The organism is Gaetbulibacter sp. M240 (genome assembly GCF_043876815.1).
Lineage (GTDB): Bacteria > Bacteroidota > Bacteroidia > Flavobacteriales > Flavobacteriaceae > Gaetbulibacter_A.
In genome coordinates this window covers 25113-51280 of record NZ_JBAWKA010000004.1, presented here as the reverse complement: position 1 = coordinate 51280, position 26168 = coordinate 25113, and the positions used below count along the sequence as shown (strand labels likewise).

General features: G+C 34.1%; 24 protein-coding genes and 1 pseudogene. 8 read left to right on the top strand and 17 right to left on the bottom strand.

The genetic code is table 11. The annotated features are described in order from the left end of the window. The 9 genes from V8G61_RS11450 to V8G61_RS11410 form a co-directional block, all read right to left on the bottom strand. Positions 1 to 1002, bottom strand: coding sequence for a glycosyltransferase (locus V8G61_RS11450; RefSeq protein WP_394875840.1), 1002 nt, complete (start codon positions 1000 to 1002; stop codon positions 1 to 3). 62 nt (positions 1003 to 1064) lie between these two features. Further along, positions 1065 to 1883 carry an enoyl-ACP reductase gene (locus V8G61_RS11445; RefSeq protein WP_394875838.1) on the bottom strand — a complete coding sequence of 273 codons (819 nt, stop codon included), beginning with the start codon at positions 1881 to 1883 and terminating at the stop codon, positions 1065 to 1067. Between the two features lie 91 nt (positions 1884 to 1974). Then, positions 1975 to 3627 (bottom strand): DNA repair protein RecN, encoded by a 1653-nt coding sequence (gene recN, locus V8G61_RS11440; RefSeq protein WP_394875837.1) that lies wholly within the window; start codon positions 3625 to 3627, stop codon positions 1975 to 1977. Positions 3628 to 3644: 17 nt separating this feature from the next. Continuing rightward, positions 3645 to 4532: a DUF4835 family protein gene (locus V8G61_RS11435; protein WP_394875836.1), complete on the bottom strand. Its 888-nt coding sequence runs from the start codon at positions 4530 to 4532 to the stop codon at positions 3645 to 3647. Continuing rightward, positions 4525 to 5736 (bottom strand): bifunctional phosphopantothenoylcysteine decarboxylase/phosphopantothenate--cysteine ligase CoaBC, encoded by a 1212-nt coding sequence (gene coaBC, locus V8G61_RS11430; protein ID WP_394875835.1) that lies wholly within the window; start codon positions 5734 to 5736, stop codon positions 4525 to 4527. Before coaBC ends, V8G61_RS11435 begins: the two co-directional genes overlap by 8 nt. A gap of 175 nt (positions 5737 to 5911) precedes the next feature. Then, the gene (locus V8G61_RS11425; RefSeq protein ID WP_394875834.1) at positions 5912 to 6241 is read right to left on the bottom strand and encodes a DNA-directed RNA polymerase subunit omega; all 330 of its coding nucleotides are present in this window, start codon (positions 6239 to 6241) and stop codon (positions 5912 to 5914) included. 4 nt (positions 6242 to 6245) lie between these two features. Then, the gene (locus tag V8G61_RS11420) at positions 6246 to 7052 is read right to left on the bottom strand and encodes an outer membrane protein assembly factor BamD (protein ID WP_394875833.1); all 807 of its coding nucleotides are present in this window, start codon (positions 7050 to 7052) and stop codon (positions 6246 to 6248) included. A gap of 115 nt (positions 7053 to 7167) precedes the next feature. Next, the gene (gene dapA / locus V8G61_RS11415; protein WP_394875832.1) at positions 7168 to 8046 is read right to left on the bottom strand and encodes a 4-hydroxy-tetrahydrodipicolinate synthase; all 879 of its coding nucleotides are present in this window, start codon (positions 8044 to 8046) and stop codon (positions 7168 to 7170) included. Continuing rightward, complete coding sequence (locus V8G61_RS11410; protein WP_394875831.1) at positions 8036 to 8566, bottom strand: DUF6913 domain-containing protein; 531 nt, start codon at positions 8564 to 8566, stop codon at positions 8036 to 8038. The genes dapA and V8G61_RS11410 overlap by 11 nt, the downstream gene beginning before the upstream one ends. Before the next feature lie 58 nt (positions 8567 to 8624). Between V8G61_RS11410 and V8G61_RS11405 the strand changes: the two genes are divergently transcribed. Continuing rightward, positions 8625 to 9383, top strand: a complete 759-nt coding sequence (locus tag V8G61_RS11405) for a 5'-nucleotidase C-terminal domain-containing protein (RefSeq protein WP_394875830.1) — start codon at positions 8625 to 8627, stop codon at positions 9381 to 9383. 69 nt (positions 9384 to 9452) lie between these two features. Next, positions 9453 to 10367 carry a bifunctional metallophosphatase/5'-nucleotidase gene (locus tag V8G61_RS11400; protein ID WP_394875829.1) on the top strand — a complete coding sequence of 305 codons (915 nt, stop codon included), beginning with the start codon at positions 9453 to 9455 and terminating at the stop codon, positions 10365 to 10367. 21 nt (positions 10368 to 10388) lie between these two features. Here the strand turns inward: V8G61_RS11400 and V8G61_RS11395 are convergent, their stop codons facing one another. The 7 genes and pseudogenes from V8G61_RS11395 to V8G61_RS11365 form a co-directional block, all read right to left on the bottom strand. Continuing rightward, entirely contained in the window at positions 10389 to 11096 is a 708-nt protein-coding gene (locus V8G61_RS11395; RefSeq protein WP_394875828.1) for a hypothetical protein, read from the bottom strand. Positions 11097 to 13009: 1913 nt separating this feature from the next. After that, a complete protein-coding gene (locus V8G61_RS11390) occupies positions 13010 to 13753 on the bottom strand; it encodes a hypothetical protein (protein ID WP_394875826.1) in 744 nt (247 codons plus the stop codon). A gap of 1731 nt (positions 13754 to 15484) precedes the next feature. Then, positions 15485 to 15696, bottom strand: a pseudogene (locus V8G61_RS11385) (BRCT domain-containing protein); the annotation flags it as partial. Between the two features lie 245 nt (positions 15697 to 15941). Continuing rightward, complete coding sequence (locus V8G61_RS11380; protein WP_394875825.1) at positions 15942 to 16556, bottom strand: hypothetical protein; 615 nt, start codon at positions 16554 to 16556, stop codon at positions 15942 to 15944. A gap of 827 nt (positions 16557 to 17383) precedes the next feature. Continuing rightward, positions 17384 to 19393, bottom strand: coding sequence for an NAD-dependent DNA ligase LigA (gene ligA, locus V8G61_RS11375; protein WP_394875823.1), 2010 nt, complete (start codon positions 19391 to 19393; stop codon positions 17384 to 17386). Beyond that, complete coding sequence (prmC, locus tag V8G61_RS11370; RefSeq protein ID WP_394875822.1) at positions 19393 to 20247, bottom strand: peptide chain release factor N(5)-glutamine methyltransferase; 855 nt, start codon at positions 20245 to 20247, stop codon at positions 19393 to 19395. Before prmC ends, ligA begins: the two co-directional genes overlap by 1 nt. Then, positions 20244 to 20735, bottom strand: coding sequence for a GNAT family N-acetyltransferase (locus V8G61_RS11365; RefSeq protein ID WP_394875820.1), 492 nt, complete (start codon positions 20733 to 20735; stop codon positions 20244 to 20246). Before V8G61_RS11365 ends, prmC begins: the two co-directional genes overlap by 4 nt. 22 nt (positions 20736 to 20757) lie before the next feature. On the opposite strand from V8G61_RS11365, the gene ribD reads away from it, so the two are divergent. Genes ribD through V8G61_RS11350 form a run of 3 tightly spaced genes read left to right on the top strand, consistent with a single transcriptional unit; the run spans position 20758 to position 22971 of the window. Further along, the gene (gene ribD, locus V8G61_RS11360; protein ID WP_394875818.1) at positions 20758 to 21762 is read left to right on the top strand and encodes a bifunctional diaminohydroxyphosphoribosylaminopyrimidine deaminase/5-amino-6-(5-phosphoribosylamino)uracil reductase RibD; all 1005 of its coding nucleotides are present in this window, start codon (positions 20758 to 20760) and stop codon (positions 21760 to 21762) included. Next, positions 21755 to 22366: an HAD family hydrolase gene (locus V8G61_RS11355; protein WP_394875816.1), complete on the top strand. Its 612-nt coding sequence runs from the start codon at positions 21755 to 21757 to the stop codon at positions 22364 to 22366. Before ribD ends, V8G61_RS11355 begins: the two co-directional genes overlap by 8 nt. Beyond that, positions 22363 to 22971 carry an IMPACT family protein gene (locus V8G61_RS11350; protein ID WP_394875814.1) on the top strand — a complete coding sequence of 203 codons (609 nt, stop codon included), beginning with the start codon at positions 22363 to 22365 and terminating at the stop codon, positions 22969 to 22971. The genes V8G61_RS11355 and V8G61_RS11350 overlap by 4 nt, the downstream gene beginning before the upstream one ends. On the opposite strand, the gene V8G61_RS11345 is transcribed toward V8G61_RS11350, so the two are convergent. After that, entirely contained in the window at positions 22968 to 23366 is a 399-nt protein-coding gene (locus V8G61_RS11345) for an acyl-CoA thioesterase (RefSeq protein WP_394875812.1), read from the bottom strand. The two genes, V8G61_RS11350 and V8G61_RS11345, sit on opposite strands and share 4 nt — an antisense overlap. Before the next feature lie 191 nt (positions 23367 to 23557). Here V8G61_RS11345 and dnaA point away from each other — a divergent pair, with 191 nt between their 5' ends. The 3 genes from dnaA to V8G61_RS11330 are packed head-to-tail and all read left to right on the top strand — an operon-like array spanning position 23558 to position 26163. After that, a complete protein-coding gene (gene dnaA / locus V8G61_RS11340) occupies positions 23558 to 24985 on the top strand; it encodes a chromosomal replication initiator protein DnaA (RefSeq protein ID WP_394875810.1) in 1428 nt (475 codons plus the stop codon). 12 nt (positions 24986 to 24997) lie between these two features. Continuing rightward, on the top strand, positions 24998 to 25453 hold the full coding sequence (locus V8G61_RS11335; protein ID WP_394875808.1) for a low molecular weight protein-tyrosine-phosphatase: 456 nt from the start codon (positions 24998 to 25000) through the stop codon (positions 25451 to 25453). Beyond that, positions 25453 to 26163 (top strand): SAM-dependent methyltransferase, encoded by a 711-nt coding sequence (locus V8G61_RS11330; protein WP_394876298.1) that lies wholly within the window; start codon positions 25453 to 25455, stop codon positions 26161 to 26163. Before V8G61_RS11335 ends, V8G61_RS11330 begins: the two co-directional genes overlap by 1 nt. Positions 26164 to 26168 lie beyond the last annotated feature (5 nt).

Sequence of the window (26168 nt, the reverse complement as noted above, 5' to 3'; positions counted from 1 at the left end):
CTAATTAAAAAATAGTTTTGGAAATGTTTTTTGTGGATCTTTTTTTAAAAATCGAATAAAAAACGTTGCTTTTAAAAACCCATAGCCGTAGCCGAAAAATTGAACTGCAATAGCGATCAAGCTCATAAAAGATACCACGATATTTTTTGTTGTCCAAAGAGAATTAATAAATGCTAAGCCAAAATATACCACATAAAGAAAGAACAGCCAATTAAATTGAAAAAATAACAAAATAATAGCAACAATAAACCCGATACAAAACAAACTGGGAAACCAATAAGTTATTGCTTTGGTTTCGGGATGCCACTGGTTTAAAATAGCCCTAACCTGACCAAACTTAAAGACCTGCGTGTGAAATTTATACCATGAAATGCGACGTTTATGAAAAACTTTGGCTTCAGAAATCAGTTTTGTTTTAAAGCCTAAGTGCCACAAACGAATGGACAGATCAGGATCTTCACCCGGATGAATTTTTCCAAAACCTCCGGTAGCTTCAAAGGCCTTTCTTGATAAGCCCATATTGAAACTTCTAGGTTGAAATTTACCCACACCTCTTTTACCGCCACGAATACCACCCGTGCTCATAAAAGCTGTCATAGCAAAATTAATAGCCTTTTGTAAGTTGCTAAAATCGTCATGTGCCGCATCAGGTCCACCAAAACAATCAACATAATCAGCTTTTAATCCGGCTTCAACCTGATCGATATAATCCGAGGGTAAAACACAATCCGAATCTAAAATAATAAAGTAATTCCCCTTAGCCTTGGACATTCCGTAATTTCGGGAATCGCCAGGACCAGAATTTGCTTTAAAGTAATAGGAAATATTTAGTCGTGATGCATAGGAATAAACTACGGCCTCTGAGGAAATGTTTGAGCCATCTTCAACAATAACAATTTCATAATTAGAAGTCGTTTCGAGCCTGGTAAAACTTTCCAATAACTCCTCGACCTCTTGTGGCCTATTGTAAACCGGAATAATAAAAGACAACTCTAAATTCATATCGCAAAAGTAACAAAAAAGCCACCGTTAAAACGGTGGCTTGATTATATTATCATCAGATATTATTCGTCTTCTCCTGTAAATGTTGCCATCACAGCATCGCTTACTCCCATATTACTAAAACCACCATCATTATAAAGGTTTTGTAAGGTAACACGCTTGGTTAAATCACTAAACAAGGTAACGGTATAATTAGCACAATCTAAAGCTGTGGCATTCCCCAAAGGCGACATTTTTTCCGCGTAAGCGATAAAACCATCAAAACCTTTTACACCACTACCGGCAGTTGTAGGTGTTGGTGACTGCGAAATAGTATTTACACGCACTCTTTTATCTCTTCCGAAGAAATACCCAAAACTACGGGCAATGCTCTCCAAATAGGCTTTATTGTCAGCCATATCGTTATAATCTGGAAAAACACGTTGTGCAGCCATGTAGGTAAGTGCTACAATACTACCCCACTCGTTCATAGCATCAGCCTTATAAAGCGTTTGCATTAATTTATGAAATGACATCGCAGAAACATCTGTTCCTTTTTGGGTCCAGTCGTAGTTCTGGTCTGTGTAATGTTTTCCTTTACGAACATTAATGGACATTCCAATGGAATGTAAAACAAAATCAATTTTTCCTCCAAGAATTTCCATTGACTTTTCGATCAGGTTTTGAAGGTCTTCAATAGAGGTTGCATCGGCCGGAATGATCTGAGAACCCGTTTTTTCAGCCAATTCATTGATTTGCCCCATACGCATCGCTACCGGTGCATTCGTTAAAACAAACTCACCGCCTTCTTCATGAACACGCTCTGCCGTTTTCCAGGCAATGGAGTTTGAATCCAATGCGCCAAAAATGATCCCTTTTTTTCCTTTTAATAAGTTATACATAGTATAAAGTTTATTTAAATGTTGGTTAGTCTTTTAATTCGAGTCCAAAAATACTAAACTTCTAGTTTAAAACTCAAGCTTTTATTGGTTTTCAGTTCAGCAATTCTTTAGCATGCGCAATGGCGGACGAAGACATGTCTTTACCGCCAAGCATCTGGGCGATCTCCACAATACGCTCATCATGATTTAATTTCACTAAATTAGTTTGAGTCACTTCATTTACATCATCTTTGTAGACTTTAAAATGCGAATGTCCCTTGGCTGCAATTTGTGGTAAATGAGTAATAGAAAAAACCTGCATGGTCTTGCTCATATCGAGCATGATATCCCCCATTTTATTTGAAATCTCTCCTGAAACTCCTGTATCAATTTCATCAAACATAATGGTAGGAAGCTGAATATATTGTGCCAAAATAGATTTGATAGCCAACATGATCCGAGATAATTCACCTCCGGAAGCTGCTTTTTTTAGGACGTTAAAATGCCCGCCTTTATTTGCTGAAAATAAAAATGAGATATCGTCCTTGCCATTATTGTAAAACGTTTCAGTTAAAGACAACTGTATCTTGAACTGTGCATTAGGCATCCCTAGATCGGCCAGAATACGCTCTAATTTATCTTTAAGCTCCGGTACCACAGCCTCCCTGTTGTTGTGAATCGTTTCAGCAAGCTGATCCAATTTATTTTTTTGACTTTGAAGCGCTTCTTCTTTTTTCTTTATGCGCTCATCCAAATTTTGTGTTTCAAATACTTTATCGTCTAAAGTATTTCGGATGGCAATCAACTCCGAAACATTTTCTGCTACATGCTTCTGCATTAAATTATGCAATGTCTTTAATTTCGCATCGACTGTTTCGAGTCGACTCGGGTCTGCTTCCAAACCATCCTGCATGTTATCCACCTCTGTGAATAAATCATCAAGTTCAATTAAACTACTTTTAACCCGTTCAAAAATATCCTGATATTTTGAAGCATACTGACTCAATTTCTGTAAGGTATTCTTTAATGCCGTTAAACCGGATAAAATTCCCACCTGATCATCACTTAATGCCTGGTAGGCCTCAGCCAGTTTTTCCTTAATAACTTCCATGTTATTAAGTGTCTCATACTCTTCCTCCAGAGCTTCCAACTCGCCCTCTACCAGATTAGCTTCCACCAATTCGTTCAATAAAAAGGTATTATAATCCTGCTCTTTAATAGCTTCAGCCTGAAATGCAATTAATTCTTTCAATTCATTTTTCATGGCCTTGAAAGCAACCAGCTCTTTAGCATAGGATTCCAATAAAACCGAATTATCTGCTAAAGCATCAATCACCCGGAACTGGTAATCGTCATGTGTTAATTGTAGCGTCTCATGTTGCGAATGGATGTCTACCAAACGATCACCCAAAAGTTGTAAACTAGTTAGATTTACGGGGGTATCATTTACGAAAGCTCTTGATTTACCTGAGGGCAAAATTTCACGACGGATGATGGTTTGATCCTCATAATCCAAATCTTCGGATTTAAACAGCTCTTGTAATTGGTAACTTTCTATTCTAAAAACGGCTTCGATAACACACTTTTCCTCGGGGTTTTTCAAACTGCTTAAGTCGGCTCGCTTTCCTAAAATAAGTGATAACCCGCCCAGTAATATCGATTTCCCGGCACCGGTTTCTCCGGTGATGATCGAAAAACCGTCATTAAAATCAACTTGAAGGTTATCTATTAAAGCGTAGTTTTTAATTGAAAGTGCACTCAACATAATGGTTTTAATTTTTATTAATAGCTGATATTTTGCCACTTACTATTATAAGTAGGTGCAATTCTTTGAAGTGTTTCCTTTAAGGTTGCGATGTTTACCTTTGGCCCATCAGAGAATATTTGCTGAATTTCATCGGCCTTGGCATCAAAAAAAGTTCTGAGAAGAAAGGAATTAGGCCGTCTACTATTCATGGCCTTAAGTTCTTGCAAACTAGCAGCTATTTGTTCTTTTCCCTCTTTAACATTACTACTCATAACATCTAAACCTTTTCGATGATAATCATACATTACTTGACGGTATTCTTTGAAGGTTGGTGATAACAGGTTATCGATGAGTATAAACCGACTCTGCAAACCATCTTCGACCCTCCAGCCTGTAAAATTACTTTGTTGAGAATAATTGGTGATAACCTGAGCTTGTGTAAAGTATGGCGATCCGCCGTTAGGTGCAAAAGACTCTGCATCTAAGGCCAATATAATATTAATATGAAAGGCCAACATTGACACTAAATTGGACTGAAACTGGGTTGGACTATACAATAGATTTTGAAACTCTAAATAGCGAAAATTAAAATCGTTATCGTTAAAATTGTAAACAGGCGTACTAAAGGTAGAACCATAAACCGGCCTTGAGGATTGCACCTGAAGTGAGGCTTGGAAACTTTCACCACTGTAATTTTTGATATTAATAAACATTGTACAATCAATACGTTCCTGCGGTAAAAAGGTTTTGTTGGACCACTTTGTATTATTGATAAACTCGTTGAGTTGCTTTTCCAAGGTTTTAAAAATGGGGAAGTTTTCGTTGCCCGTTAACTGAGCATTTACAACCACTTTACAATTGAGTTCCTGAGCCTGACTCATCCAAAAAATACAACAAGTAAAAAGAAGTAAAATGTTACGCATGTAAATCACCAATAATTTTATTTAATATATCTCTAGCCACCTCAGATTTTGATTTTAATTCAAAGCTCTGAATTAGTTTTGCTTTATCAATAAGTGTTATCTTATTCGTGTCGCTCTTAAAACCTGCGCCGGGATCGTTTAACGAATTTAATACAATTAAATCTAAATTTTTACGCTCAAGCTTATCTTTTGCATTCTCCAGTTCATTATTAGTTTCCAAAGCAAAACCAACCAAATACTGATGTTTTTTGATTTTTCCGAGTGAGGCTAGAATATCCTGAGTTTTTTCCAACTCTAAAGTTAACGCTGCATCGGTCTTCTTTATTTTCTGAGATGCTATATCTTTTGGTTTAAAATCGGCAACGGCTGCAGAAAGTATGGCAATATCCACCTCCTCGAAATACTCATGAACTGCCTGGTACATCTCGGAAGCACTGGTAACCGGGATAACTGTAATCAAACTATGATGTACTTTTTGGTGGGTTGGACCAGATATTAAAAAAACCTCGGCTCCAAAATCTGCCGCCACTTTTGCGATCTCAAATCCCATTTTACCACTGGAATGATTTCCAATAAACCGAACAGGATCAATAGCTTCGTAGGTAGGACCAGCTGTAATGAGAATTTTATTTCCGCGGAGCGGAAGTTTTTTAAGAATATCAGATTCTATAAAACTTACAATATCCTCGGGCTCTGCCATACGACCCTCGCCAACCAAGCCACTAGCAAGTTCTCCGCTGGCAGCTGGGATCATTATATTTCCAAAGGATTTTAAAGTTTTGAAGGAATCTAAGGTAGACGGATGTTTATACATGTCTAAATCCATGGCGGGAGCAAAATAGACCGGACATTTTGCCGAGAGATAGGTAGCCAACAAAATATTATCGCTAGTACCATGAGCCATTTTAGACAGGGTGTTTGCCGTAGCCGGTGCGATAATAAATAAGTCGGCCCAAAGGCCTAATTCCACATGATTATTCCAAACGGCATTATCATCCTCTTCATGAGTAAAGGAAGAAACAACAGGATTTTTTGATAAAGTTGAAAGGGTAAGCGGAGTAATAAAATCTTTAGCAGCAGGCGTCATTACAACCTTAACCTGGGCACCAGCTTTAATAAAAAGACGTACTAATGAAGCTGTTTTGTAAGCGGCTATTCCGGCAGTAATTCCTAAAAGTATATGTTTTCCGCTTAAAACACTCATAAAAAAATAGCTTTTCAGAACTAAAATTCAACTTGATCTTTTTTACTTTTTAAGGTTTCATTTACAACCGTAACTCTTTTGCTATGCCTGAAAATTTATGCCCTGATAAAAGTAAAAAAAATGTGCTAAATTCTCCCAAAAAGCTACCTTTTGTGAATTTGTTACATTTTAGAGACTACCCTTGATTATCCTCTTCAGTATTTCTAAAATAGATTTTATCAGTTAACCACTCGTGAATGGCTAAAGCATGAGGCTTTGGTAATTTTTCGTAAAACTTTGATACCTCAATCTGTTCTTTGTTTTCAAAGATCTCCTCAAGACTATCGTTGTAGGTCGCAAATTCTTCTAACTTTTCGATCAATTCTTTTTTGATCTCTGTGTTAATTTGCTCTGCACGTTTAGCAATTATGGAAATTGACTCATAGATATTATCTGTTGGCTGGTCAACTTGATTTCTGTCATACGTTACCGTATTTACAGGAGCATTAATTTTTTTTAAATCCATGTTATTAATTATTTAACGTATTGCTGTAATTTTTTAATTCTTCATCTAAATCGGAAGCCATCTCATCGGCCTCTATTATATATTTTGAATTTACGAAAGCTTTTTTAAAGCTAGTGTAATAATCTTTAGCCGTTACCAAACGCTCTTCCTTTTTGTACTCTACACTATTCATAGCTAATTTATAAGCCGAATCTAAACGATAGAACTGGGCATCTTCACGCAATGACGAACCCGGGAAATCGAATAAAAAATTATCAAATGATTTTATAGCAGCCTTATAATCAGATATTGTATTGTATTGTTTGGCTATAGCGAAGGCCTTTTCTTCTAGTTTAAACTCTAATTCCTTCATTAAGGTATTGGCCTCAGAAACATACTCTGTTTCAGGATAGATATCAATAAAAGATTGTAATTTGTCAATCGCTTCTTTTGTCTCTTTTTGATCTTTGGTATACTTTGGAGACAACATATAATAGCTTTTGGCCCCTAAAAATGAAGCCTCTGCGGCCTTTTCACTTTTTGGGTAGCTTGAAGCAAAGCGCTCAAACTGGTATCCTGCAATGTAGTAGTCCTTCATTTCATAGAAGGATTTACAATAAAGATACATCAGCTTTTCGGCCTGTGGCTTTCCGCGATAGGCTGGTACAATCTGAGCAAATAATTTATTGGCTTTCACGTACTTACCTTCATTATACAACGAATCACCAAGTTTGTATTTAAGTGCAGTATCTTCAGACTTCAATGCTTTTTGGTATTCACTACAACTTGCAAATAGTATGGATACAAGTGCTATGTATATAAAGTTCTTCATAAAATTAAACAGGCTGCAAAATTAAGCTATTATTATGGATTTAAAAAATATTATTTCGTAGCTAATGTAAAGGCAAAAACTTAGGAAACAAGCGGGTTTAAGTATAATTTAACAGCTAAAAGGATTTTACAAAATCTCTGATTTTTAGTTTAAGACCCTCAGTGGCCGGAACTAAAGGTAAGCGTACCGCATCCTGGCATAGATTTAAGGCTTCAAAGACAGCTTTTATACCCGCTGGATTATTTTCTTCAAAAATATAACCGATTATGTCCATCAATTTAAAATGAATATCATAAGCTTGGGAAGCTTTCCTCTCCAAACCTAGCCGGATCATATTTGAAAATTCTTTTGGAAATGCTTGGCCGATAACCGAGATCACTCCTGCGCCTCCTGCTAATACAATTCCAAGCGCCAGATCATCATCACCTGAAATAATTAGGAAATCTTCTGGTTTATTTTTTAGTAACTCTAAGTATTGCGACACATTGTTACCAGCTTCTTTAACACCAATAATATTTTTAAAATCACGTGCTAGTCTTATGGTTGTATTCGGCTCCATATTTTTTGAAGTACGCCCGGGTACGTTGTATAAAATTATATCTACAGGGCAGGCTTCTGAAATAGCTTTAAAATGCTGATAAAGACCTTCTTGAGTAGGTTTGCTATAGTACGGACATACGGATAAAATAGCATCAATGGAGGAAAGATCCGTATTAGATATTTCCTCTAAAACTGCGGCCGTATTATTTCCTCCTATACCTAAAACCAAAGGTACACGGCTATTATTTGTTGAAACGATCGTATCAACAACAGCACGCTTTTCAACAGCATTTAGTGTGGCGCTTTCTCCTGTAGTACCACAAATAACCAGATAATCTGTACCATTTTCAATATTAAAATTCACAATAGCCCGAAGTGCCTCGTGATCTACACTCAAATCAGATTTAAAGGGTGTTATTAAAGCTACGCCGGTTCCTAAAAACTTATTGGTCATATTCTATTTTATTTAGTATCGTTAAGTATTTTTTTACTTCAGCTTGAAAAACATCAAAATCTTTTGTGCTGGTCTTAATGATCAGATCATTCAAGCGTTCATCAGGCTGAAATAATCCAATTTTAAATTGCGCTTTCGACAGTGCCGTCAATAATTTCAATTCTAAAATATCTGTTTCGTAAAAACTTATAAGCGCATCGAATTCTGTGTTTAAAAAACGTTCGAGCTCAATATTTTTAACGGCACCTTTTCTTCCTAAATCATTTGGGTTAAATAACTTATCCCAGGTGTTCATATCGTTTTTTTCTTCTAATGAAAAAGAAATGACTTCCAATCGATTAGGTCGAATGTGAAGTTCTTTAGCTAAATTTTCAAAAGCATTTAGGTAATTAAAGTCCTTAAGATAAGTTATGACACCTAAACTTTTCACAGGTCTATCGGAAACAGACTGTGTTCGAGAAGATAACAATTTGTCTAAGTACTTTCTGTTGGATTTTTCCTTAAAACCTTTAAAAATCATTTATATTTATACCTTTTCGCAAAGGTAGCAAAAGTATATGCAATAAATCAGTTTCGTTATGCGCTTAACACATTTTATTTTTTTGTTATATACCTTAACTTTTTTTGCTTGCAAAGGTAAGCATTGGGAAGTTACACGTATAGAAGGCAAACAAATTCCAATTGCTGACACGATTGTTGAAGATTATGCCATTAATGCCTACCTCGAACCGTTTCGGGAAGGAATAAAGAAGGATTTGGATAGCACGCTGGCCTATTCTCCGATGACACTTTCTAAAACAGATGGAGATTACAATACCGCTATTGGTAATATGATGGCCGATGCTGTTTTTGAACAAGCCAATCCGGTATATGAACGTCGTACCGGCCATAAAATCGATATGGTATTTTTGAATCACGGAGGTATTCGTAGCTTACTTCCTAAAGGCAATATTAGTAAGCGTAATGCTTATGAAATTATGCCCTTTGAAAACAGTATCATTATTGCACACATGAAAGGTACTGCTATACATGGCTTAATAGAATATTTACTTCGAGCTAAACGAGCCAATCCTATTTCGGGTCTAAAAGTGAGTATGGATCCTAATTTCAAATTAGTAAGTGCAACCATTAATGGCGAGCCTATTGACGACGATAGAATCTATTTTGTAGCCACCAGTGATTACTTATTTGACGGCGGAGATAATATGAGTTTCTTCAAAGACAATGTAGGTAATACTTTATTAGATTATAAAATCCGAAATGCTTTGATAGATTATTTCATCAAAAAAGACACGCTAAATCCAAAAGTGGACGATCGATTTATTCAAGTAAAATAAATTATGAAATGAGCCAAATCACTAAGTTAATACTTATCCAAATTATTGATGACAAATTAATTCGAACAGATGAAACGTAGATCATTTATTCAAAAAACAACCGCAGGAACAGCGCTTATTGGTTTAGGAGGTTTGGGACTACCATCTTTTACATCATCAAAAAAAAAGCATCTTACTATCTTGCACACCAATGATGTGCATAGCCATATAGATACTTTCGGGCCTAACGATGGTATGTTTTCAAATAAAGGTGGTGTTGCCAGACGGGCCACCTTGATTGAACAAATTCGCAAAGAAAACCCTAATAATTTGTTGTTGGATGCAGGTGATATTTTCCAAGGAACACCCTTTTTTAATTATTACGGTGGTGAGTTAGAATTTACGTTAATGAGTAAGTTGAAATACGATGCCGCCACACTTGGTAATCATGATTTTGATAATGGTTTGGACGGTCTATTTGCTCAATTACCTCATGCCGAATTTCCATTTGTTTCAGCCAATTACGACTTTACTAATACTATTATGGATGGTCATACAAAACCATATACCATTTTTAATAAAGATGGGATTAAAGTTGGAGTTTTCGGATTGGGAATTTCACTAGAGAACCTAGTAAATAAAGTGAACTATAAGGAAACTAAATACCTTGATCCGATTGAAATAACTCAGGATATGACTCGAATATTAAAGGAAAATGAACAATGTGATTTAATCATATGCCTTTCGCATCTTGGGTATTATTACAAAAATGATTCGGAGCGTATTTCAGACCTGAACCTGGCAGCTAAAACGAAGCACATCGATTTAATAATTGGGGGACATACCCATACATTTTTAAAGAAACCAACGGTTGCAAAAAACAGCGAAGGCAAAAATATGCTTATCAATCAGGTTGGCTGCTTCGGTGTAAATTTAGGCCGTATCGATTTCTTCTTTGATGAACAAAATAAAACAACTACTGAAGGAGCCACTATTATTGTATGATCTTCCTGTTAAACTGGCACCTTAGAGATGAACAATAAAATTAGATTGTTTTTCATCTGAATGTTTGTATCTATTTTGTTGATATAAAAAGTAAAAGGCAGCAAGTAAAAATATAGTTGAAGTAATATTTAAGACACATTTCTGAGTAATGTACAAGTAGGCCACTAAAATGACCTCATAGGCTACCAAAAACATAGACCCAAAAAACAAATACAAAGATTTTCTATCATCACGATAAAAATAGTTGATCAATGAACCTGAAAGCAACAAAACCAGAACAGTATTGTACAGTAATTCTAAAGTGTAACCATATGCATCCTTTTGAACATCTTGAAGTTCATACAATGCGTAAATACTAAATAGCATCAAAACGATCAGATGAAATAAAAAATTCTTTAGTACTTGTTTAAAATCAATAGATCGCAAAATTTCTATAAATAAACAAGCATATGCTAAAATATAAAGGATGTTTCCTGAATAATAGTCTATCACAGAAGGCAACAAATTACTGAACAAAGCAATAAACTCAGAAAGCGCGAACAAATAAACAAACAATGAAAAAAATAAGGTCTTCTCTTTGATAGACAAGAGATACAAAATAGCAATGAGAGGTAAAATAGCCGAATGAACATAATAGGCCAAATCAGTATACCCCCCGAGATCTAATGAAGCAAATAGCATAAATGCCAAAACTATTAGAGCTATTAATATTTTTGATTTGAGTGACATAGCTAACAATTAACAAACACAAACATAATTCTTTTTTTGCAATTAATCGATATTATTTAACGTTTTATCGATTTTTTTATAAAAAAACCCATTTTTTAAAGAATTAACTTACATAAAATAATTAAAGTAATTGGTAAAATATAACATTATTCACACAAAACATTAAAATTATTTTTTGAGAGGCCTTCCCTATAGCTTAATTCATCCCTATTATATTCTAGGCAGCACTGAATCAGTAAGAAGTAAAAAGCGGTTAAGGTAAATAATAACCATATTTAGAATAAATAGGTCCTTTTGAACCACATTGAGATAGGCCACAGCTAATACCTCCATAAAAACAAGGAACATGGAACCTAAAAAAAGAAAGTACGATTTTTTATCATTTCTATCCAGATGGTTTATCAGGGAACCGGAAAGCATAAGACCCAAGGCTCCATCATAAACAAAAATTTAAAAAATAATCGATAAATGTAATATTAAAAAAACTACCCTCTTCATTAACAAGTTCAATAGTCATAAAGGTATAAATCACGTATACACTCAAACCAAGGAGCACCACCAAATGAACTTTATATTCTTTTAATATTTTTTTTGGTATTACAAGCCTTGCTTATTTCAATAAATAAAAATATATAAGCCAAAGCGAAGATATTATTCCTAATGTATTATTGTGCAAAGAACGGTGTCCAATTGAAAAAAAAATTGATAAAATCCGAAAAACCAAAACAAAATATAAATAAGGAAAAATAGCGTTTTTTTTTGTTTGAAAAATAAAAATTACACCAATGCTATTATGGGTGATAAAGCCGTTTGAACTTTAAATCCTGTATACTCATATTCAATACTTTGTAAATAAAAGTAGGCGACAAAAGATAAAAACAGTAGTACCAAGAAAAATTTAAGTAGGTTCAGCATGAGTTTAAATCTTTAGGTAAACATAAAACATATTTTATGAGCAATTAGTCTAAATCACACTTGTTTTTAAAATAATTAAGGATAATAGGGTATTTATTTAACTATCCTATATTCCTGTTTTAGCGATTTCTTTTATTGTAAAACATTTATTCTTTGGAACGGATTTGGTTAATTTTCAAAAGTTCTCGTCCAAGTGAAAATCGCTTTTTTTATATTTTAGATCGGATTGACTCAGTAAAAAGTAAAAAGCGCATAATGTAAATATAAACCATAATATAATACCGAATTCACTGTCTACAATTTTCACCATATACCCCCTATTTAAACCTTCCATAAAAACTATGAATATGCAACCTAAAAACAGGTAGAACGATTTTTTATCAACCCTATCAAGATAATTCAATAGGGAACCAGTAAGTATAAGGCCAAGAGAAATATTATAAAATGATTCCAAAAAATAAAATAAAATGGAAATTTTTATATAATCAGGCTGCCGCTGCCCTGCATAGGAAACAGTTCTGTCATGTAATATTTCTAGATATAAAAATGTATAATTTAAGTATATTGATAACGACAATAATACCAACAACGGACCTTTAAATTTTTTTAATACCTTTTTAATATATATTCCTTTTAATATTTCAATAAATAAAAAAAAGTAGGCCAAAGTAAAAAGTAAAGTGCATGAATAATATATTATGCTAAAATCAATGCTTCCGTGTAAATAGTTTATTAAATCCGCAAACCCATAAAAACCAATAAACAAAGAAAAAAATAAATTCTTATGGTTGAAAAATAAAAAATATACCAAAGCAATTATTGGTGAGAAAGCCGATACAACAGCAAATACTGCGTCTAAATAATCAATACTTTTCAAATAGAAATAGGCTCCTAAAGAGAGTAAAAATAAGGTGATAAAGAATTTTTGTAGGTATGACATGGTGGAAAATACTTTTGAGTTAATATAAAATTGATAAAACCATTTAATCAAATAATTCTTATAAATCTTCGTTAAAGAGAACATCATTGTTTTTGTATTCCAGATCGCATTGTCGTATTAGAAAGTAAAAAGCAATTATTGTTAATAACATATAAATAATAACAATGGTCTTCGTTTGTGAACTTTTTAAAATATAAAGAGCCACACCAACTAGCTCCATAAAAATAAGAAACGTACAACCCAAAAAAAGGAAAAGCGATTTTTCATCATATCTGTCAAGATAATTTATTAAAGAACCAGAAAACATAATACATAAAGATACCTGATAATAAATACTTGTAACATAATCTATGGCTCCAAATTCTAAAAAAAATTGCTTCTCTAATCGATAGATCTCCATATTGATTGTAATATATCCAATGAACAAGCTTAAACCGAGTAATATCAACAATTGTAATTTAAATTCTTTTACTATTTTTTTAAATTTTAAGAACTTAATTGTTTCAATGCCCAAAAATGTATAAGCCAAGGCATAAAGAATAATCATTAAATAATAAACAAACCAAGTTTGGTGTTTGTCGTAAATAAAGTACAATAAATCAGACAAACAAAAGCAAAAAAGAAATAAAGAAATATATAGTTTCTTCTTTTTCATAAATATAGTATATGGTAAAGCAATTGTCGACGCTATAGATACTAGAACATAATCACCTGCATATTCATAATCAAGAGATAAAAGATAAAAATAGGCTGCAATAGAAATAAGAAATAGTCCTAAAAAGAGTTTTAAAAGGTGGTTCATTTAATTAAGGGTTTAATTATACATTCATTAATCATAATCACTTGAATTAATGAAGTGTCTTTTTGATATCATAGTGGTTTGTGTCACCAAAAAAAAGAGATGGTAAAAATTAGTAGGCCTCTGAAAAAAAAATAGACTTGCTTCGGTTGGTTTCATAATTAGATTTAAACATTAAAAATTAAATCGTTAAAATTTTTTGAACATGTAATTCTTGTAATTGAGACTTCAAAGAGGTCTGGTGTTTATAGTGAAAATAAACTATTGAAATAGTTTATATTAGTTTTACATATTTTTATAAGTTTTAAAAACTTTACTACTAGCTTATATTTTTACCATTATTACATTACAAATTCAATATTCTTCTGCATTATTCCATGAAGAACGAATCTTTTGGTTTATACATTAATTGAGCTTGTTTCAGGAAGAAATAAAAAGACAATACCGTAAATATGCACGATACAAAAACAGTAAAAATTTCTTTAAAGACAAAAAAATAACCAACGGTTATTAAATCCATAATGGTTAATAAGAAAGTACCAAAAAAAAGATAAAATGATTTTTTATTTTCATGATAAAAGTAGTTAAGGAGTGAGCTAGAAAGTAAAATCGACACTAAGGAATAATGTATTAAACTAAAATAAAATGGTAGATCGCCAGTATTTTTAATTTCCCATTCTAAAGGATTTGGTCCGGAAATCGTTAGCACTGACCTAACTATAAACAAACTTAGAAAAAGTAATGTGAGAGCCGGTATTTTAAATTTTCTTAGGATTACTGAAAACTGAGAATTCGATAAAATTTCATTAATTAAACAAACATAAGCGCCAAAAAAAAGGACATTTGCTAAATAAAAATATAAATCACCATCAATTATCGGGTAAAGAAAATATATAAAATCGGCTAATGCATAAAAATAAATAAACAAACTAAAAAATTTCCGCTTCTTGGCTATTGCAAAAAAATAGACAATCGCGGCAATGGGAGAAATGGTGGCTTGAAGTAAGCCCATAAAAACAGAATCGGGTACAAACAATAGGTTAGCGACAGGAAAGCATAAAAAAAATAAACTGGCTATAAATATCTTTGAAAACTTCATTTATTTTTGATTTGAGGGAACCGAAGCAAAGCAATTTAAATTAAAAGGTAAATGGTTTAATTATAATAATTCGATTTAAGTTTACAAACCCACCTACTTCCATTGATATAGGGAATTTGACTCTGATTTAAATAAAAATTAGGCAGCGAAATATTAAAATTTATTTGGGGAAAATCAGCGCTTTTAAACGCTCTGAATCTAAAGAATTTACCATCTTGGTATATAAGGAACAATGGTGCTAAAAACAAGCAACAATAATTAGTTATAAAAAGGCCTTTTCCGTAGAAATACCCCATTTTTAAATCAAGCAAGGGATTAAACAAATCAAGATAACCAATAGCAAGAAAGAAAATAAACAAGGCCAAGAATATCTGTTTATTCGTAATAATAAAAAAATGAATCATTGCATCAATTGGAGCAAGAAATGCATGACCAAAGAGACACCTACCCGAATAGTAACCTTGAGAGATAAAAAAAAGAAACAAGCTTAGAGAGTAGGCTATTAGAATATTTAATAACCACATTTACAATTTTTCACTAATCTAGGCAAAAAAAACCAATTCACAAAACATTACAATACGTTGTAGGATTCCGATTGTTTATTGATCAGGATATTGCAGCCTATTTAAAAACTCCTATTCAGTTAACATATTTATGCCTAATTTTTCTGCTTTTTCTTTTTTACTAGGTCCCATGTTTGTTCCCGCTACGATATAACTAGTTTTTCATGAAATAGAACTACTCACCTTCCCTCCGTTATCCTAAATCATTTTTTTAATTCCGGTCTTGTACTCGTTTCAAAAACAACTAAAATTACCACGGTATCACCTTTTAATTTATCGGTTTGGATCAGAAGATTTTCGGTTGAAAATGCCAATGGAAATACTAAAACCTTAGGTATATTGATTTACACTAGATTTTTCTCAATAAAAATAAAATACTAGGTCACAACAATAAATGGCACTTCACTAATAGCGAGCGTACCACTCAGTCTAACATTTTAAAAATAAGGGTCATAGCTTACAAAATGAAATAATCTTTAATAGCTTAATTAAAAGAAAATCGATACTTTAATAATTTAGCTCAGAAAAACTAAAATATAAAATCTTTAGGACGATAACTAATCCTAGCTTGACTTATCAAGAAGTAAAAAGCAACCGTGGTAACAAGTATCCAAATTACATTAAGCCAAATTGTTTCTGAAACAAAAAGAAAACCAATGGCAACAATCTCTTGAATTATTAAAAACAGTATTCCTATAAACAGGAAAAAAGATTTTTTATTTTCATGATAAAAATAAGCTATTAAGGAGGCGAAGAGTAATACTAAAGCAGAGGTATTGTATAATAATTCAAAGTAAAAAAATAATCCCTCATCCTCGCCTATAACTTCATCCAAGGAAGCTACACCATAAATTGTTAGCAAGAACAAAACCAAAATGTGATATTTAAATTTTTTAATAACAACTGCCAACGACATATCTTTACAAACTTCTATCAGCAAAGCATTATAAGCCAGTATAAATAGACTATTTCCAAATAGATAATAAGATATTTCAGAAGGAAAAAAATCATATAAAAATTCTGAACAATCGGCTATTGCAAAAAGCGCTATAAACAAGGTGAAAAAAAATGCTTTTTGTTTAACAACAAACAAGTAAATAACCAAAGCATTTGAAGAAACTAGTGCCAGTAAGAAATACTCCATTAGAATTATATCCGGATAAAGCACCTTCCTTAAGATAAGAATACTAGAGACTCCGATACAACACAACAGAATTTTAAAATAACTCATAATCTTATTTAATGTTAAAAGAACCAAATATTAAAACTTCAAAATGACCATTTGGGTTAAGGAATATCAACTCCTTTTTGGTATCAAAAACCAGGAATTCAATCAAGCTTATTTTATATTTTATATAAGCTGATATTGTTTTTATAAATTTCCTTTTTTTTCGTTGTATGAGAGAAAAGTAGCATAGCAGTTTAAATTAAAAGGTAATTGTTCAATAATAATTATTCACTTTAAGTTTACACACCCTCCAACTTCCGTTGACATAACAAATTTGGGTTTGTCTTAATTAGTTGTAAAAAATAAGGTCCTTTAAACGTCCTGATGTTACGATTAAAAAAGGCTTTCCCATCTTGATTTTTAAGGAACAATGGTGCTAAAAACAAGAAACAATAAGCAGTTATAAAAAGGCCTTTTCCGAAGAAATACCTTTGTTTTAAGTCAAGCAAGGGATTACAAAATTCAAGATAACCAAACGCGAAAAAGTAAATAAACAAGGTAAAGAATATCCGTTTATTCGTAGAAATAAAAAAATGAATCATTGCAACAATCGGAACAACAAATACGAGAATATTAGCAAATGGATACCTACCCGAATAGTAACCTTGAGAGATCAAAAAAAGACACAAGCTTAGAGAGTAGGCTATTAGAATATTTAATAACCACATTTACAATTTTTCACTAATCTAGGTAAAAAAAACCAATTTACAAAACAATATAACTTGCCTTAAGAAACCGCTTATTTACTGATCGGTATTTTGCAGCTTATTCAAAAATTCTTGCTCAGTTAACATATTTATGCCTAGTTTTTCTGCTTTTTCTTTTTTACTAGGTCCCATGTTTGCTCCCGCTACGATATAACTGGTTTTTGATGATATAGAACTACTCACCTTCCCGCCGTTGTCTTCAATCAATTTTTTCAGTTCGGTGCGGGAAACCGTTTCAAATACTCCGGAAATGACTATAATATCACCTTTTAATTTGTCGGTTTGTGCTGCCAGATCTTCGGCGGAAAGAGATAATTGCACACCTATTTCCTTAAGAGAATTAATAATCTCCAGATTTTCCTCTTCTTGGAAGAAGGCTAAGACGCTTGAAGCGATCTTACTACCAATTTCATCAACGTTAATAAGCTCATCTTCAGTCGCCTGCATCAAAGCTTCAATGTTTTTATAATGTTTTGCTAATTTTTTAGCCACCGTTTCTCCAACGTAACGAATTCCCAATGCATACAATACACGTTCAAAAGGCACTTGTTTCGAAGCTTCAATCCCTTTAATCATGTTTTCGGCGCTTTTATCCGCCATACGTTCCAGAGGTATAATTTGATCCTTGGTTATTTGATACAAATCCGAATAATTATTTATCAACCCTTCATTAACCAACAAAGCCACCGTTTCTCCTCCTAATCCTTCAATATCCATAGCTTTTCTGGAAATATAATGCTGAATTCGACCAATGATCTGAGGTCTACAGCCCGTGTAATTCGGGCAATAATGTTGTGCTTCACCTTCCTGCCTCACGAGTTCCGTATAACATTCGGGACAATGGGTAATAAAATTAGTTGGCTTTGAATTCTCAGGTCTTTTTGTTAAATCGACACCCAATATTTTTGGAATAATTTCACCTCCTTTTTCAACATACACAGTATCACTTACCCGAATATCTAGTTTCTCTATTTGATCGGCATTGTGCAGCGAGGCTCTTTTTACTGTGGTTCCAGCCAGTTCTACAGGTTCTAAATTAGCCACTGGCGTAATTGCACCCGTACGCCCCACCTGGTAAGAAATGCTTTTTAAAACGGTTGAAACCTGCTCGGACTTAAACTTGTAAGCCATCGCCCAACGCGGTGATTTGGCTGTGTACCCCAATTCCTCCTGCTGTGCCAAACTATTTACTTTAACCACGACTCCATCGGTTTCATAAGGCAAATCTCTTCGAGCTTCATCCCAATAATTTATGAATTCAAAAACAGTATCCATAGAATCAGCCAATCTCGCAGCTTCAGGTACTTTAAAGCCCCAGCGTCGTGCCTTTTCCAAACTTTCAAACTGGGTTTTTAAATCTAAATGGGGACCAACAATATTGTATAACAAACACTCCAAAGGGCGTTTCGCAACTTCTGCGCTATCCTGCAATTTTAAACTCCCTGAAGCCGTGTTTCTTGGGTTTCTGTATGGCTCCTCCCCGATTTCAATCCGTTCTTCGTTCATTTTATGAAACCCTTCAAACGGTAAAATAATTTCACCCCGAATATCAAATTTATCCGGATAATCATCTTTAAGTTGTAAAGGCACTGATTTTATAGTTTTTACATTCGCCGTAACATCATCTCCCTGAATACCGTCTCCTCTGGTTACAGCCTTTACAAGTTTCCCCTCTTCATAGCTTAGGCTTATAGATGCTCCGTCGTACTTTAATTCACAGGTGTATTGTATTTCAGATTCAATGATCTTTCTTAATCGGGTCTCCCAATCCTTAAGGTCCTCTTTTGAATAAGAATTATCCAGAGAGTACATCCGGTAATTATGAACCACGGTTTCAAAATTTTTAGTAACCGCTCCCCCAACACGTTGACTAGGTGAATTCGGGTCGAAAAACTCGGGATGTTTCGCTTCCAACTCCTGAAGCATTTTTAATTTTATATCAAACTCATAATCCGAAATGGTAGGCTTATCTAACACATAATAGTTATGGTTATGTTCCCTAAGCTCTTTTCGAAGGCTTTCTATTTGAATTTTAACGTCACTCATTAATTATATATCGCTTTAATCATTCTATCTTTTTTGAAGATATCTTGTTTTAGTTGAATATCATGAAAATCATAAGAGGCTAATAGTCGAATCATCTGTGTTCCCAAAAATTCATTTATTTCGAAAAACAAGCGCCCCTCAGACTTTAAATGTTCCCGTGAAAAGCTACAAATAGCTTCATAAAACAATAAAGGATTATCATCCTCTACAAATAAAGCCAAATGTGGTTCGTTATCCAAAACATTTGAAGCCATACTACTCATTTCTTTTTTACGAACATAAGGCGGGTTGGATACGATAATATCAAATTTTTGGCTTAAGAGTCCTTTCATTGTTTCAGAATTCAAAACATCAGCATCTATAAAATTTACCTTAACCCCGCTATTATCGGCATTTTCTTTGGCAACTTTCAAAGCCGCTCTGCTAATATCCAAAGCAAAAACCTGAGCGTTTGGAAGGTGTTTCGCTAAAGCAATGGCAATACAACCACTTCCGGTACCCACATCCAATAATTGCAAAGGCGCATCAGCGTTCTCATGATTTAAAATCCATTCCACTAATTCCTCTGTTTCTGGTCGCGGAATTAAAACATCGGGAGATACTTTAATAGATAATCCATAAAACTCGGTTTCACCGATAATATATTGAATTGGTTTTTCAGCCTGAAGTTTCACTAAAGCCTTTTGAAGTTTTAAAGGGTTTTCCACAACTTCATTAGGATTCAAAGCAATTTGTAATCGTGATTTATGATGATAGAACTCCGTGAGCATAAAAAAGAAATTATCTACTTCCTCAACTCCATAGATAGCATCCAGGGTTTCATGAAATTCCTTTTGTAAAATTTTAAACGTCATAGTGTTTTAATCATCCAAATACCACAGGAATAGTGTCCTGTATTGCCTAGAGGTCCGTCCAGGTGTTGAAACCCATGCCTTTCATACACATGGATAGCGGCTTTTAACTGGGGAGCCGATTCAATATAACAGGTTTTATATCCCATTTTTCTTGCGGCATCCAAACAAGTTTCAAATAATTTATGCCCCCAACCCTTACCTCTTATTTCAGGAGAGAAGTACATTTTTTGAAGTTCGCAAGTATCGCGATCACCATCGGAAAGAGGCTTAATTCCAGCGCCACCTAGTACCCTGCTATCATCTTCAACAACAAAATAAATCTCGTTTTCATTTTGAAAAGATTCATACATTTTTTTTGTTTCAGGGTCAGCATAAGCCGTGCCCTCCAAAGGTATATTAAACTCATGAAAGCAGTTTCTGATAACGCTCTCAATCGCCTTATTATCCTGAGCTTGAATCTCTCTGATAGCAATTTTGCTATTAGCCATTTTTTAATCTTATTTTTGCACTGTGAAGATACATGAAAAATATATAAAATATTGTATTGAAATTGCTAAAAATGGGCTTGGAACCACACGACCAAATCCGATGGTGGGCTGTGTTATTGTTCATAATAATACCATTATTGGCGAAGGTTTTACGAGTCCATACGGTGGTCCTCATGCCGAGGTAAATGCTATTAACAGTGTAAAAAACAAAGCATTACTTTCTGAGGCTACTTTATATGTCACTCTTGAGCCTTGTTCGCATTTCGGCAAAACACCACCATGTAGTGATTTGATTATTGAAAATAAGATCAAAAAAGTTGTTATCGGCTGTATTGATGATCACAGTGTAGTTGCCGGAAAAGGTATTGAAAAACTTAAAATAGGCGGCTGTGAAGTTATTGTTGGTGTGTTAGAGAACGCCTGTAAAGAACATCACAAGCGGTTTTTTACATTTCACAATAAAAAACGCCCTTATATTATTCTAAAATGGGCGCAGACGCGCGATGGATTTATCGCACCAAATACTAAAAAAGAAACCAAACCTGTATGGATAACCAACGTTTATTCACGGCAATTAGTGCACAAGTGGCGTACCGAAGAACAGGCGATTTTCGTGGGTACACAAACGGTTAAAAGTGATAATCCTAGCCTCACTGCCCGAGACTGGAAAGGCAAAAACCCAATTAGGATCGTTTTAGATAAAAACAATAGTTTGTCAAACTCATATCGGGTTTTTAATACCGACGCTAAAACAATTCGGATCACCAATGAAAATATCAATTTTTCAAAACCTTTAGCCAAACAAATCACTGATTTATTATTTGAAAAAGACATTAATTCAGTGATTGTTGAAGGAGGCGCCAAAACGCTTCAAACATTCATAGATGAGGGTCTTTGGGATGAAGCAAGAGTATTTACAGGTAGTATTAGCTTTGAAACCGGTTTAAAAGCTCCTAAATTTAAAGGCAGCTGCATTTCAGAAACCAAAATTTCAGACGATATTTTAAAGATTTATACGAATGATTAAAGCGCTTATTTTTGATTTTGGTAATGTGTTTTTAAATCTGGATATTGAAGGTGCCATGTCAAAAACCCTAGAAACATTAAAGGTTAAAGACTTAAGTAACGATATGCTCCTTACCAATAACCAATATGAAACAGGCGCTATTAGTACGGAGACTTTTATTGAATTCTATCAAAATAAATTCCCGAATATTTCGGAAACCACCTGGATCCCTCTTTGGAATAGCATGCTTAAAGATTTTCCAAGGTATCGCCTTGATTTTTTAAAGGATCTTAGAAGATCAAATAAATTTAAACTCATTTTATTTAGTAACACCAACGACATTCATATTAAGTGGGTGAAAAAAAACGTATTGTTCTACGAGACCTTTAAAAGTAATTTTGACAGCTTTTATTTATCTCATGAGGTTCGGCGTCGGAAACCTGATACTTCTACCTATCAATTCATTCTAACAGAAAATGATTTAAATCCAGAAAATTGTTTATTCATTGATGACAATCTAGACAACATTAAAGGAGCAGCTCAATTAGGGATTCATACCTGGCATATTGATCCCCAAAAAGAAGATGTGATAGAACTTTTCGAAAAATACCAACATCTGTTTTGAGCGACAAGGATACTTTTAGAACAATTGTTAAACCTGGGCATGAAGTCTTATTTAAGGACAAAAACAGCAAGTTTTACGGTTATACGTTTCCGGTACAAACTGAGGACGATGTTAAGGTTCAAATCGAGGCACTTAAAAAGAAACACCATGCGGCGAGACACTGGTGTTATGCCTATCAAATAGGCGTTGAAGACATAATGTACAGAGCCAATGACGATGGGGAACCAAACAATTCGGCAGGAATGCCCATTTACGGTCAAATTCAGTCTTTTGAACTTACCAATGTTCTTATCGTTGTGGTCCGGTATTTTGGCGGTGTAAAATTGGGTGTCGGTGGTTTGATTCAAGCCTATAAAACAGCAGCGCAGATGGCTATAGAAGCTTCCAAAATAACAACAAAAAGGTTACAGAGGAGGTTTAAAATTACATGTGATTATAAGAACTTAAATTCGGTAATGCGGATTATTAAGGAACACCAATTAAAAATTGAAAGTCAAACTATGGAGTTGCAATGTGAATTGGTGATTTCAGTACGACAAAAAAATGCTGTTCTGGTCTTTGAAAATTTTGATCGGCTTTTTGAGGTCGAGATTAAAAAACTTTAATCTGTCAACTTATCTAAAATATATTGAGGTGCTTTTACAGGACGTTTCGTTTTCATGTCCAAAAACGCTAATGTCGTTGAAGCTGTAGTTAAAATTTCACCTGATGTATTAGTAATTTCATAATCAAATTCGATCTTAACTGAAGGTATTTTTCGAAGTTCAGTTCTTACATTAATTACATCATCATAACCTGCTGATTTCTTATAATTTATGTTTAAAGAAATTACAGGTAGCATAATCCCACTTTCTTCCATCTTTTTATAAGACACTCCCAATTTTCGAAGCCACTCGATACGTCCCATTTCCAGATATAATGCATAATTACCATGATATACAACACCCATTTGGTCAGTTTCACCATAACGCACTCTAATTTGTATTTCATCGATTTTCATGGAGGTAATTAAATATTTTTTTGTAGATTCGGAAAGGATTCAAACATGAGAAAAAATTTCTGAAAATTCAATAGCATTTCATTTTTTTTTTAAGAATTTTGTTCACATATTTGTCACTCCAATTCGAGGGACCGAGAAATAAACAATTTCTCTTTAAATAACCAACAACTAACAAAACTAGGAATCAGAACATGAGTGGAACTGCGCAATCGGTATGGAATAATTGTCTAGAGTTCATAAAGGATAATATTCAACCTCAAGCGTACAAAACTTGGTTTGAACCTATTGTTGCTGTAAAACTTACCGATAAAGCATTAAGTATTCAAGTACCAAGTAAATTCTTTTATGAATGGCTTGAAGAACACTATGTGAAAATTCTTAAAGTGGCTCTTACCAAAGAACTTGGTGATAAAGCCAAACTGGTGTATATTATCCGAATGGAGAACACCTACGGTAATAAACAACCGTTTACCGAGAAAATTCCAAGTTCGAACAGAGGTGCTTTAAAATCGCAAGACATTGATGTTCCTTTAAACAATAAAAGTCCGGAATTAAGAAACCCTTTTGTTATTCCTGGAATTCGAAATGTTAAGATCGAATCGCAGCTTAATCCAAATTACAGTTTTGAAAACTTTTTAGAAGGAGACTCGAATCGTTTGGCCAGAAGTGCCGGTTTAGCCGTAGCTTCAAAACCAGGTGGTACCTCATTCAATCCCCTCCTCATTTTTGGAGGTGTTGGTTTAGGAAAAACACATTTAGCACATGCCATTGGGGTTGACATTAAAGATAAATATCCTGAAAAAACGGTATTGTATATCTCAGCTGAAAAATTCACACAACAATACATTGACTCCGTCAAAAAGAACAATCGGAATGATTTTATTCATTTCTATCAGCTCATTGATGTTTTAATTATTGATGATGTGCAGTTTTTATCCGGAAAAACCGGCACACAAGATGTCTTTTTCCACATTTTCAATCACTTACACCAAAATGGTAAACAAGTGGTTCTAACTAGTGACAAAGCTCCCGTGGATATGCAGGATATTGAACAACGCTTATTATCCAGATTCAAATGGGGTCTTTCTGCAGAATTGCAAAATCCAGATTTCGAAACACGGGTTTCCATCCTAAAAAACAAATTATACCGTGATGGTGTAGACATGCCGGAAGATATTATTGAATATGTTGCGAAAAACATTAAATCCAATGTACGCGAGCTTGAAGGAGCCATTATTTCATTAATTGCGCAATCATCATTCAATAAAAAAGAAATTACACTAGAACTGGCACGGGTGATCGTTGAGAAGTTTGTTAAGAACACAAAACGTGAAGTGTCTATAGATTATATACAAAAAGTGGTTTCAGACTACTTTCAAATGGATATTGACACGCTGCAATCAAAAACCAGAAAGCGTCATATTGTGCAAGCCAGACAATTAGCCATGTTCTTTGCTAAAAAATTCACAAAAGCCTCATTGGCCAGTATAGGTTCTCAAATTGGAAAACGAGATCATGCTACGGTTTTACACGCATGTAAAACGGTAGATAACCTTTCTTCAACAGACAAACAGTTCAGAAAATATGTTGAAGATATCAGTAAAAAACTTTCCGTTTAAAAACGAATCACCATGACGAAAATACTAATGGTTTGTTTGGGCAACATCTGTCGTTCGCCACTTGCTGAGGGTATTTTGAAATCTAAATTACCATCAAATTCTTTTTTAGTAGACTCGGCCGGAACTGCAAATTATCATGTTGATAGCCCTCCTGACAAACGCTCTATTATTACTGCTCGGAGTCACGGTCTGGAAATTTCACATTTAAGAGGACGTCAATTTAATTCGGATGATTTCGAGGTTTTCGATTTGATATATACCATGGACAACTCCAATTATCAAAATGTGATCCGACAAGCCAGAAAAGAGGAAGATAAATTGAAAGTGAAATTGATACTTAATGAAGTTTATCCCGGTAAAGATCTGGACGTACCCGATCCATATTATAGTGGCGATCAAGGTTTCGAAAATGTTTACCAAATGCTAAATGAAGCTTGTGAGATTATTTCAAACAAACTAACCTCATGATGGATCAGGGAAAATTATACCTGATCCCGACGACACTTGGTGAGAATGACCCTTTGGCTGTTCTGCCTCAAACCGTAAAAAATAAAATTTCTGAACTTCGTTATTTTATTGTTGAAAACGAAAAAACAGCGCGACGATTTATTAAAATGATCTGCCCTGAAAAATCGCAGCCTTCTCTCATTCTTTATACTCTAAATAAACACACCGAATCTTCTGAATTACCGGAATTTCTAAATCCATGCTTAAAAGGAGAGGATGTCGGTCTCTTATCCGAAGCTGGTTGTCCCGGTGTTGCAGATCCCGGAGCTGATGTAGTTCATATCGCGCATCAACAAAATATCAAGGTTATCCCCTTGGTTGGCCCCTCCTCTATCCTGTTAGCTATGATGGCATCAGGAATGAACGGCCAACGGTTCGCCTTTAAAGGCTATTTACCTATAGATAAGCAAGAGCGCAAAAAGGAATTGAAGCGATTGGAACGTTGGTCTTTAGAACAAAACGAATCACAGATTTTTATTGAAACCCCGTACAGAAATAATAAATTATTGGATGATCTGATCCAGTTACTCGATAGTAATACTGAGCTTTGCGTGGCATGTGACCTCACCTTAAGTACAGAGTTTATAAAGACTATGCCTATACTTGCCTGGAAAAAAAATATCGTAGACCTTCATAAAAGACCTACGATATTTATTATACATAAAAGATAATCTTC

Bases quoted from the DNA above. Each gene is read 5' to 3' on its own strand.
- V8G61_RS11335 (WP_394875808.1), top strand. From the start codon at position 24,998: ATGACGAAAATACTAATGGTTTGTTTGGGCAACATCTGTCGTTCGCCA.
- dnaA (WP_394875810.1), top strand. From the start codon at position 23,558: ATGAGTGGAACTGCGCAATCGGTATGGAATAATTGTCTAGAGTTCATA.
- V8G61_RS11355 (WP_394875816.1), top strand. From the start codon at position 21,755: ATGATTAAAGCGCTTATTTTTGATTTTGGTAATGTGTTTTTAAATCTG.
- V8G61_RS11330 (WP_394876298.1), top strand. From the start codon at position 25,453: ATGGATCAGGGAAAATTATACCTGATCCCGACGACACTTGGTGAGAAT.
- prmC (WP_394875822.1), bottom strand. From the start codon at position 20,247: ATGACGTTTAAAATTTTACAAAAGGAATTTCATGAAACCCTGGATGCT.
- V8G61_RS11345 (WP_394875812.1), bottom strand. From the start codon at position 23,366: ATGAAAATCGATGAAATACAAATTAGAGTGCGTTATGGTGAAACTGAC.
- V8G61_RS11435 (WP_394875836.1), bottom strand. From the start codon at position 4,532: ATGCGTAACATTTTACTTCTTTTTACTTGTTGTATTTTTTGGATGAGT.
- dapA (WP_394875832.1), bottom strand. From the start codon at position 8,046: ATGACCAATAAGTTTTTAGGAACCGGCGTAGCTTTAATAACACCCTTT.
- V8G61_RS11390 (WP_394875826.1), bottom strand. From the start codon at position 13,753: ATGAACCACCTTTTAAAACTCTTTTTAGGACTATTTCTTATTTCTATT.
- recN (WP_394875837.1), bottom strand. From the start codon at position 3,627: ATGTTGAGTGCACTTTCAATTAAAAACTACGCTTTAATAGATAACCTT.
- V8G61_RS11405 (WP_394875830.1), top strand. From the start codon at position 8,625: ATGCGCTTAACACATTTTATTTTTTTGTTATATACCTTAACTTTTTTT.
- V8G61_RS11400 (WP_394875829.1), top strand. From the start codon at position 9,453: ATGAAACGTAGATCATTTATTCAAAAAACAACCGCAGGAACAGCGCTT.
- V8G61_RS11425 (WP_394875834.1), bottom strand. From the start codon at position 6,241: ATGGATTTAAAAAAAATTAATGCTCCTGTAAATACGGTAACGTATGAC.
- V8G61_RS11420 (WP_394875833.1), bottom strand. From the start codon at position 7,052: ATGAAGAACTTTATATACATAGCACTTGTATCCATACTATTTGCAAGT.
- coaBC (WP_394875835.1), bottom strand. From the start codon at position 5,736: ATGAGTGTTTTAAGCGGAAAACATATACTTTTAGGAATTACTGCCGGA.
- V8G61_RS11380 (WP_394875825.1), bottom strand. From the start codon at position 16,556: ATGGAGTATTTCTTACTGGCACTAGTTTCTTCAAATGCTTTGGTTATT.
- V8G61_RS11395 (WP_394875828.1), bottom strand. From the start codon at position 11,096: ATGTCACTCAAATCAAAAATATTAATAGCTCTAATAGTTTTGGCATTT.
- ligA (WP_394875823.1), bottom strand. From the start codon at position 19,393: ATGAGTGACGTTAAAATTCAAATAGAAAGCCTTCGAAAAGAGCTTAGG.
- V8G61_RS11365 (WP_394875820.1), bottom strand. From the start codon at position 20,735: ATGGCTAATAGCAAAATTGCTATCAGAGAGATTCAAGCTCAGGATAAT.
- V8G61_RS11445 (WP_394875838.1), bottom strand. From the start codon at position 1,883: ATGTATAACTTATTAAAAGGAAAAAAAGGGATCATTTTTGGCGCATTG.
- V8G61_RS11410 (WP_394875831.1), bottom strand. From the start codon at position 8,566: ATGATTTTTAAAGGTTTTAAGGAAAAATCCAACAGAAAGTACTTAGAC.
- V8G61_RS11450 (WP_394875840.1), bottom strand. From the start codon at position 1,002: ATGAATTTAGAGTTGTCTTTTATTATTCCGGTTTACAATAGGCCACAA.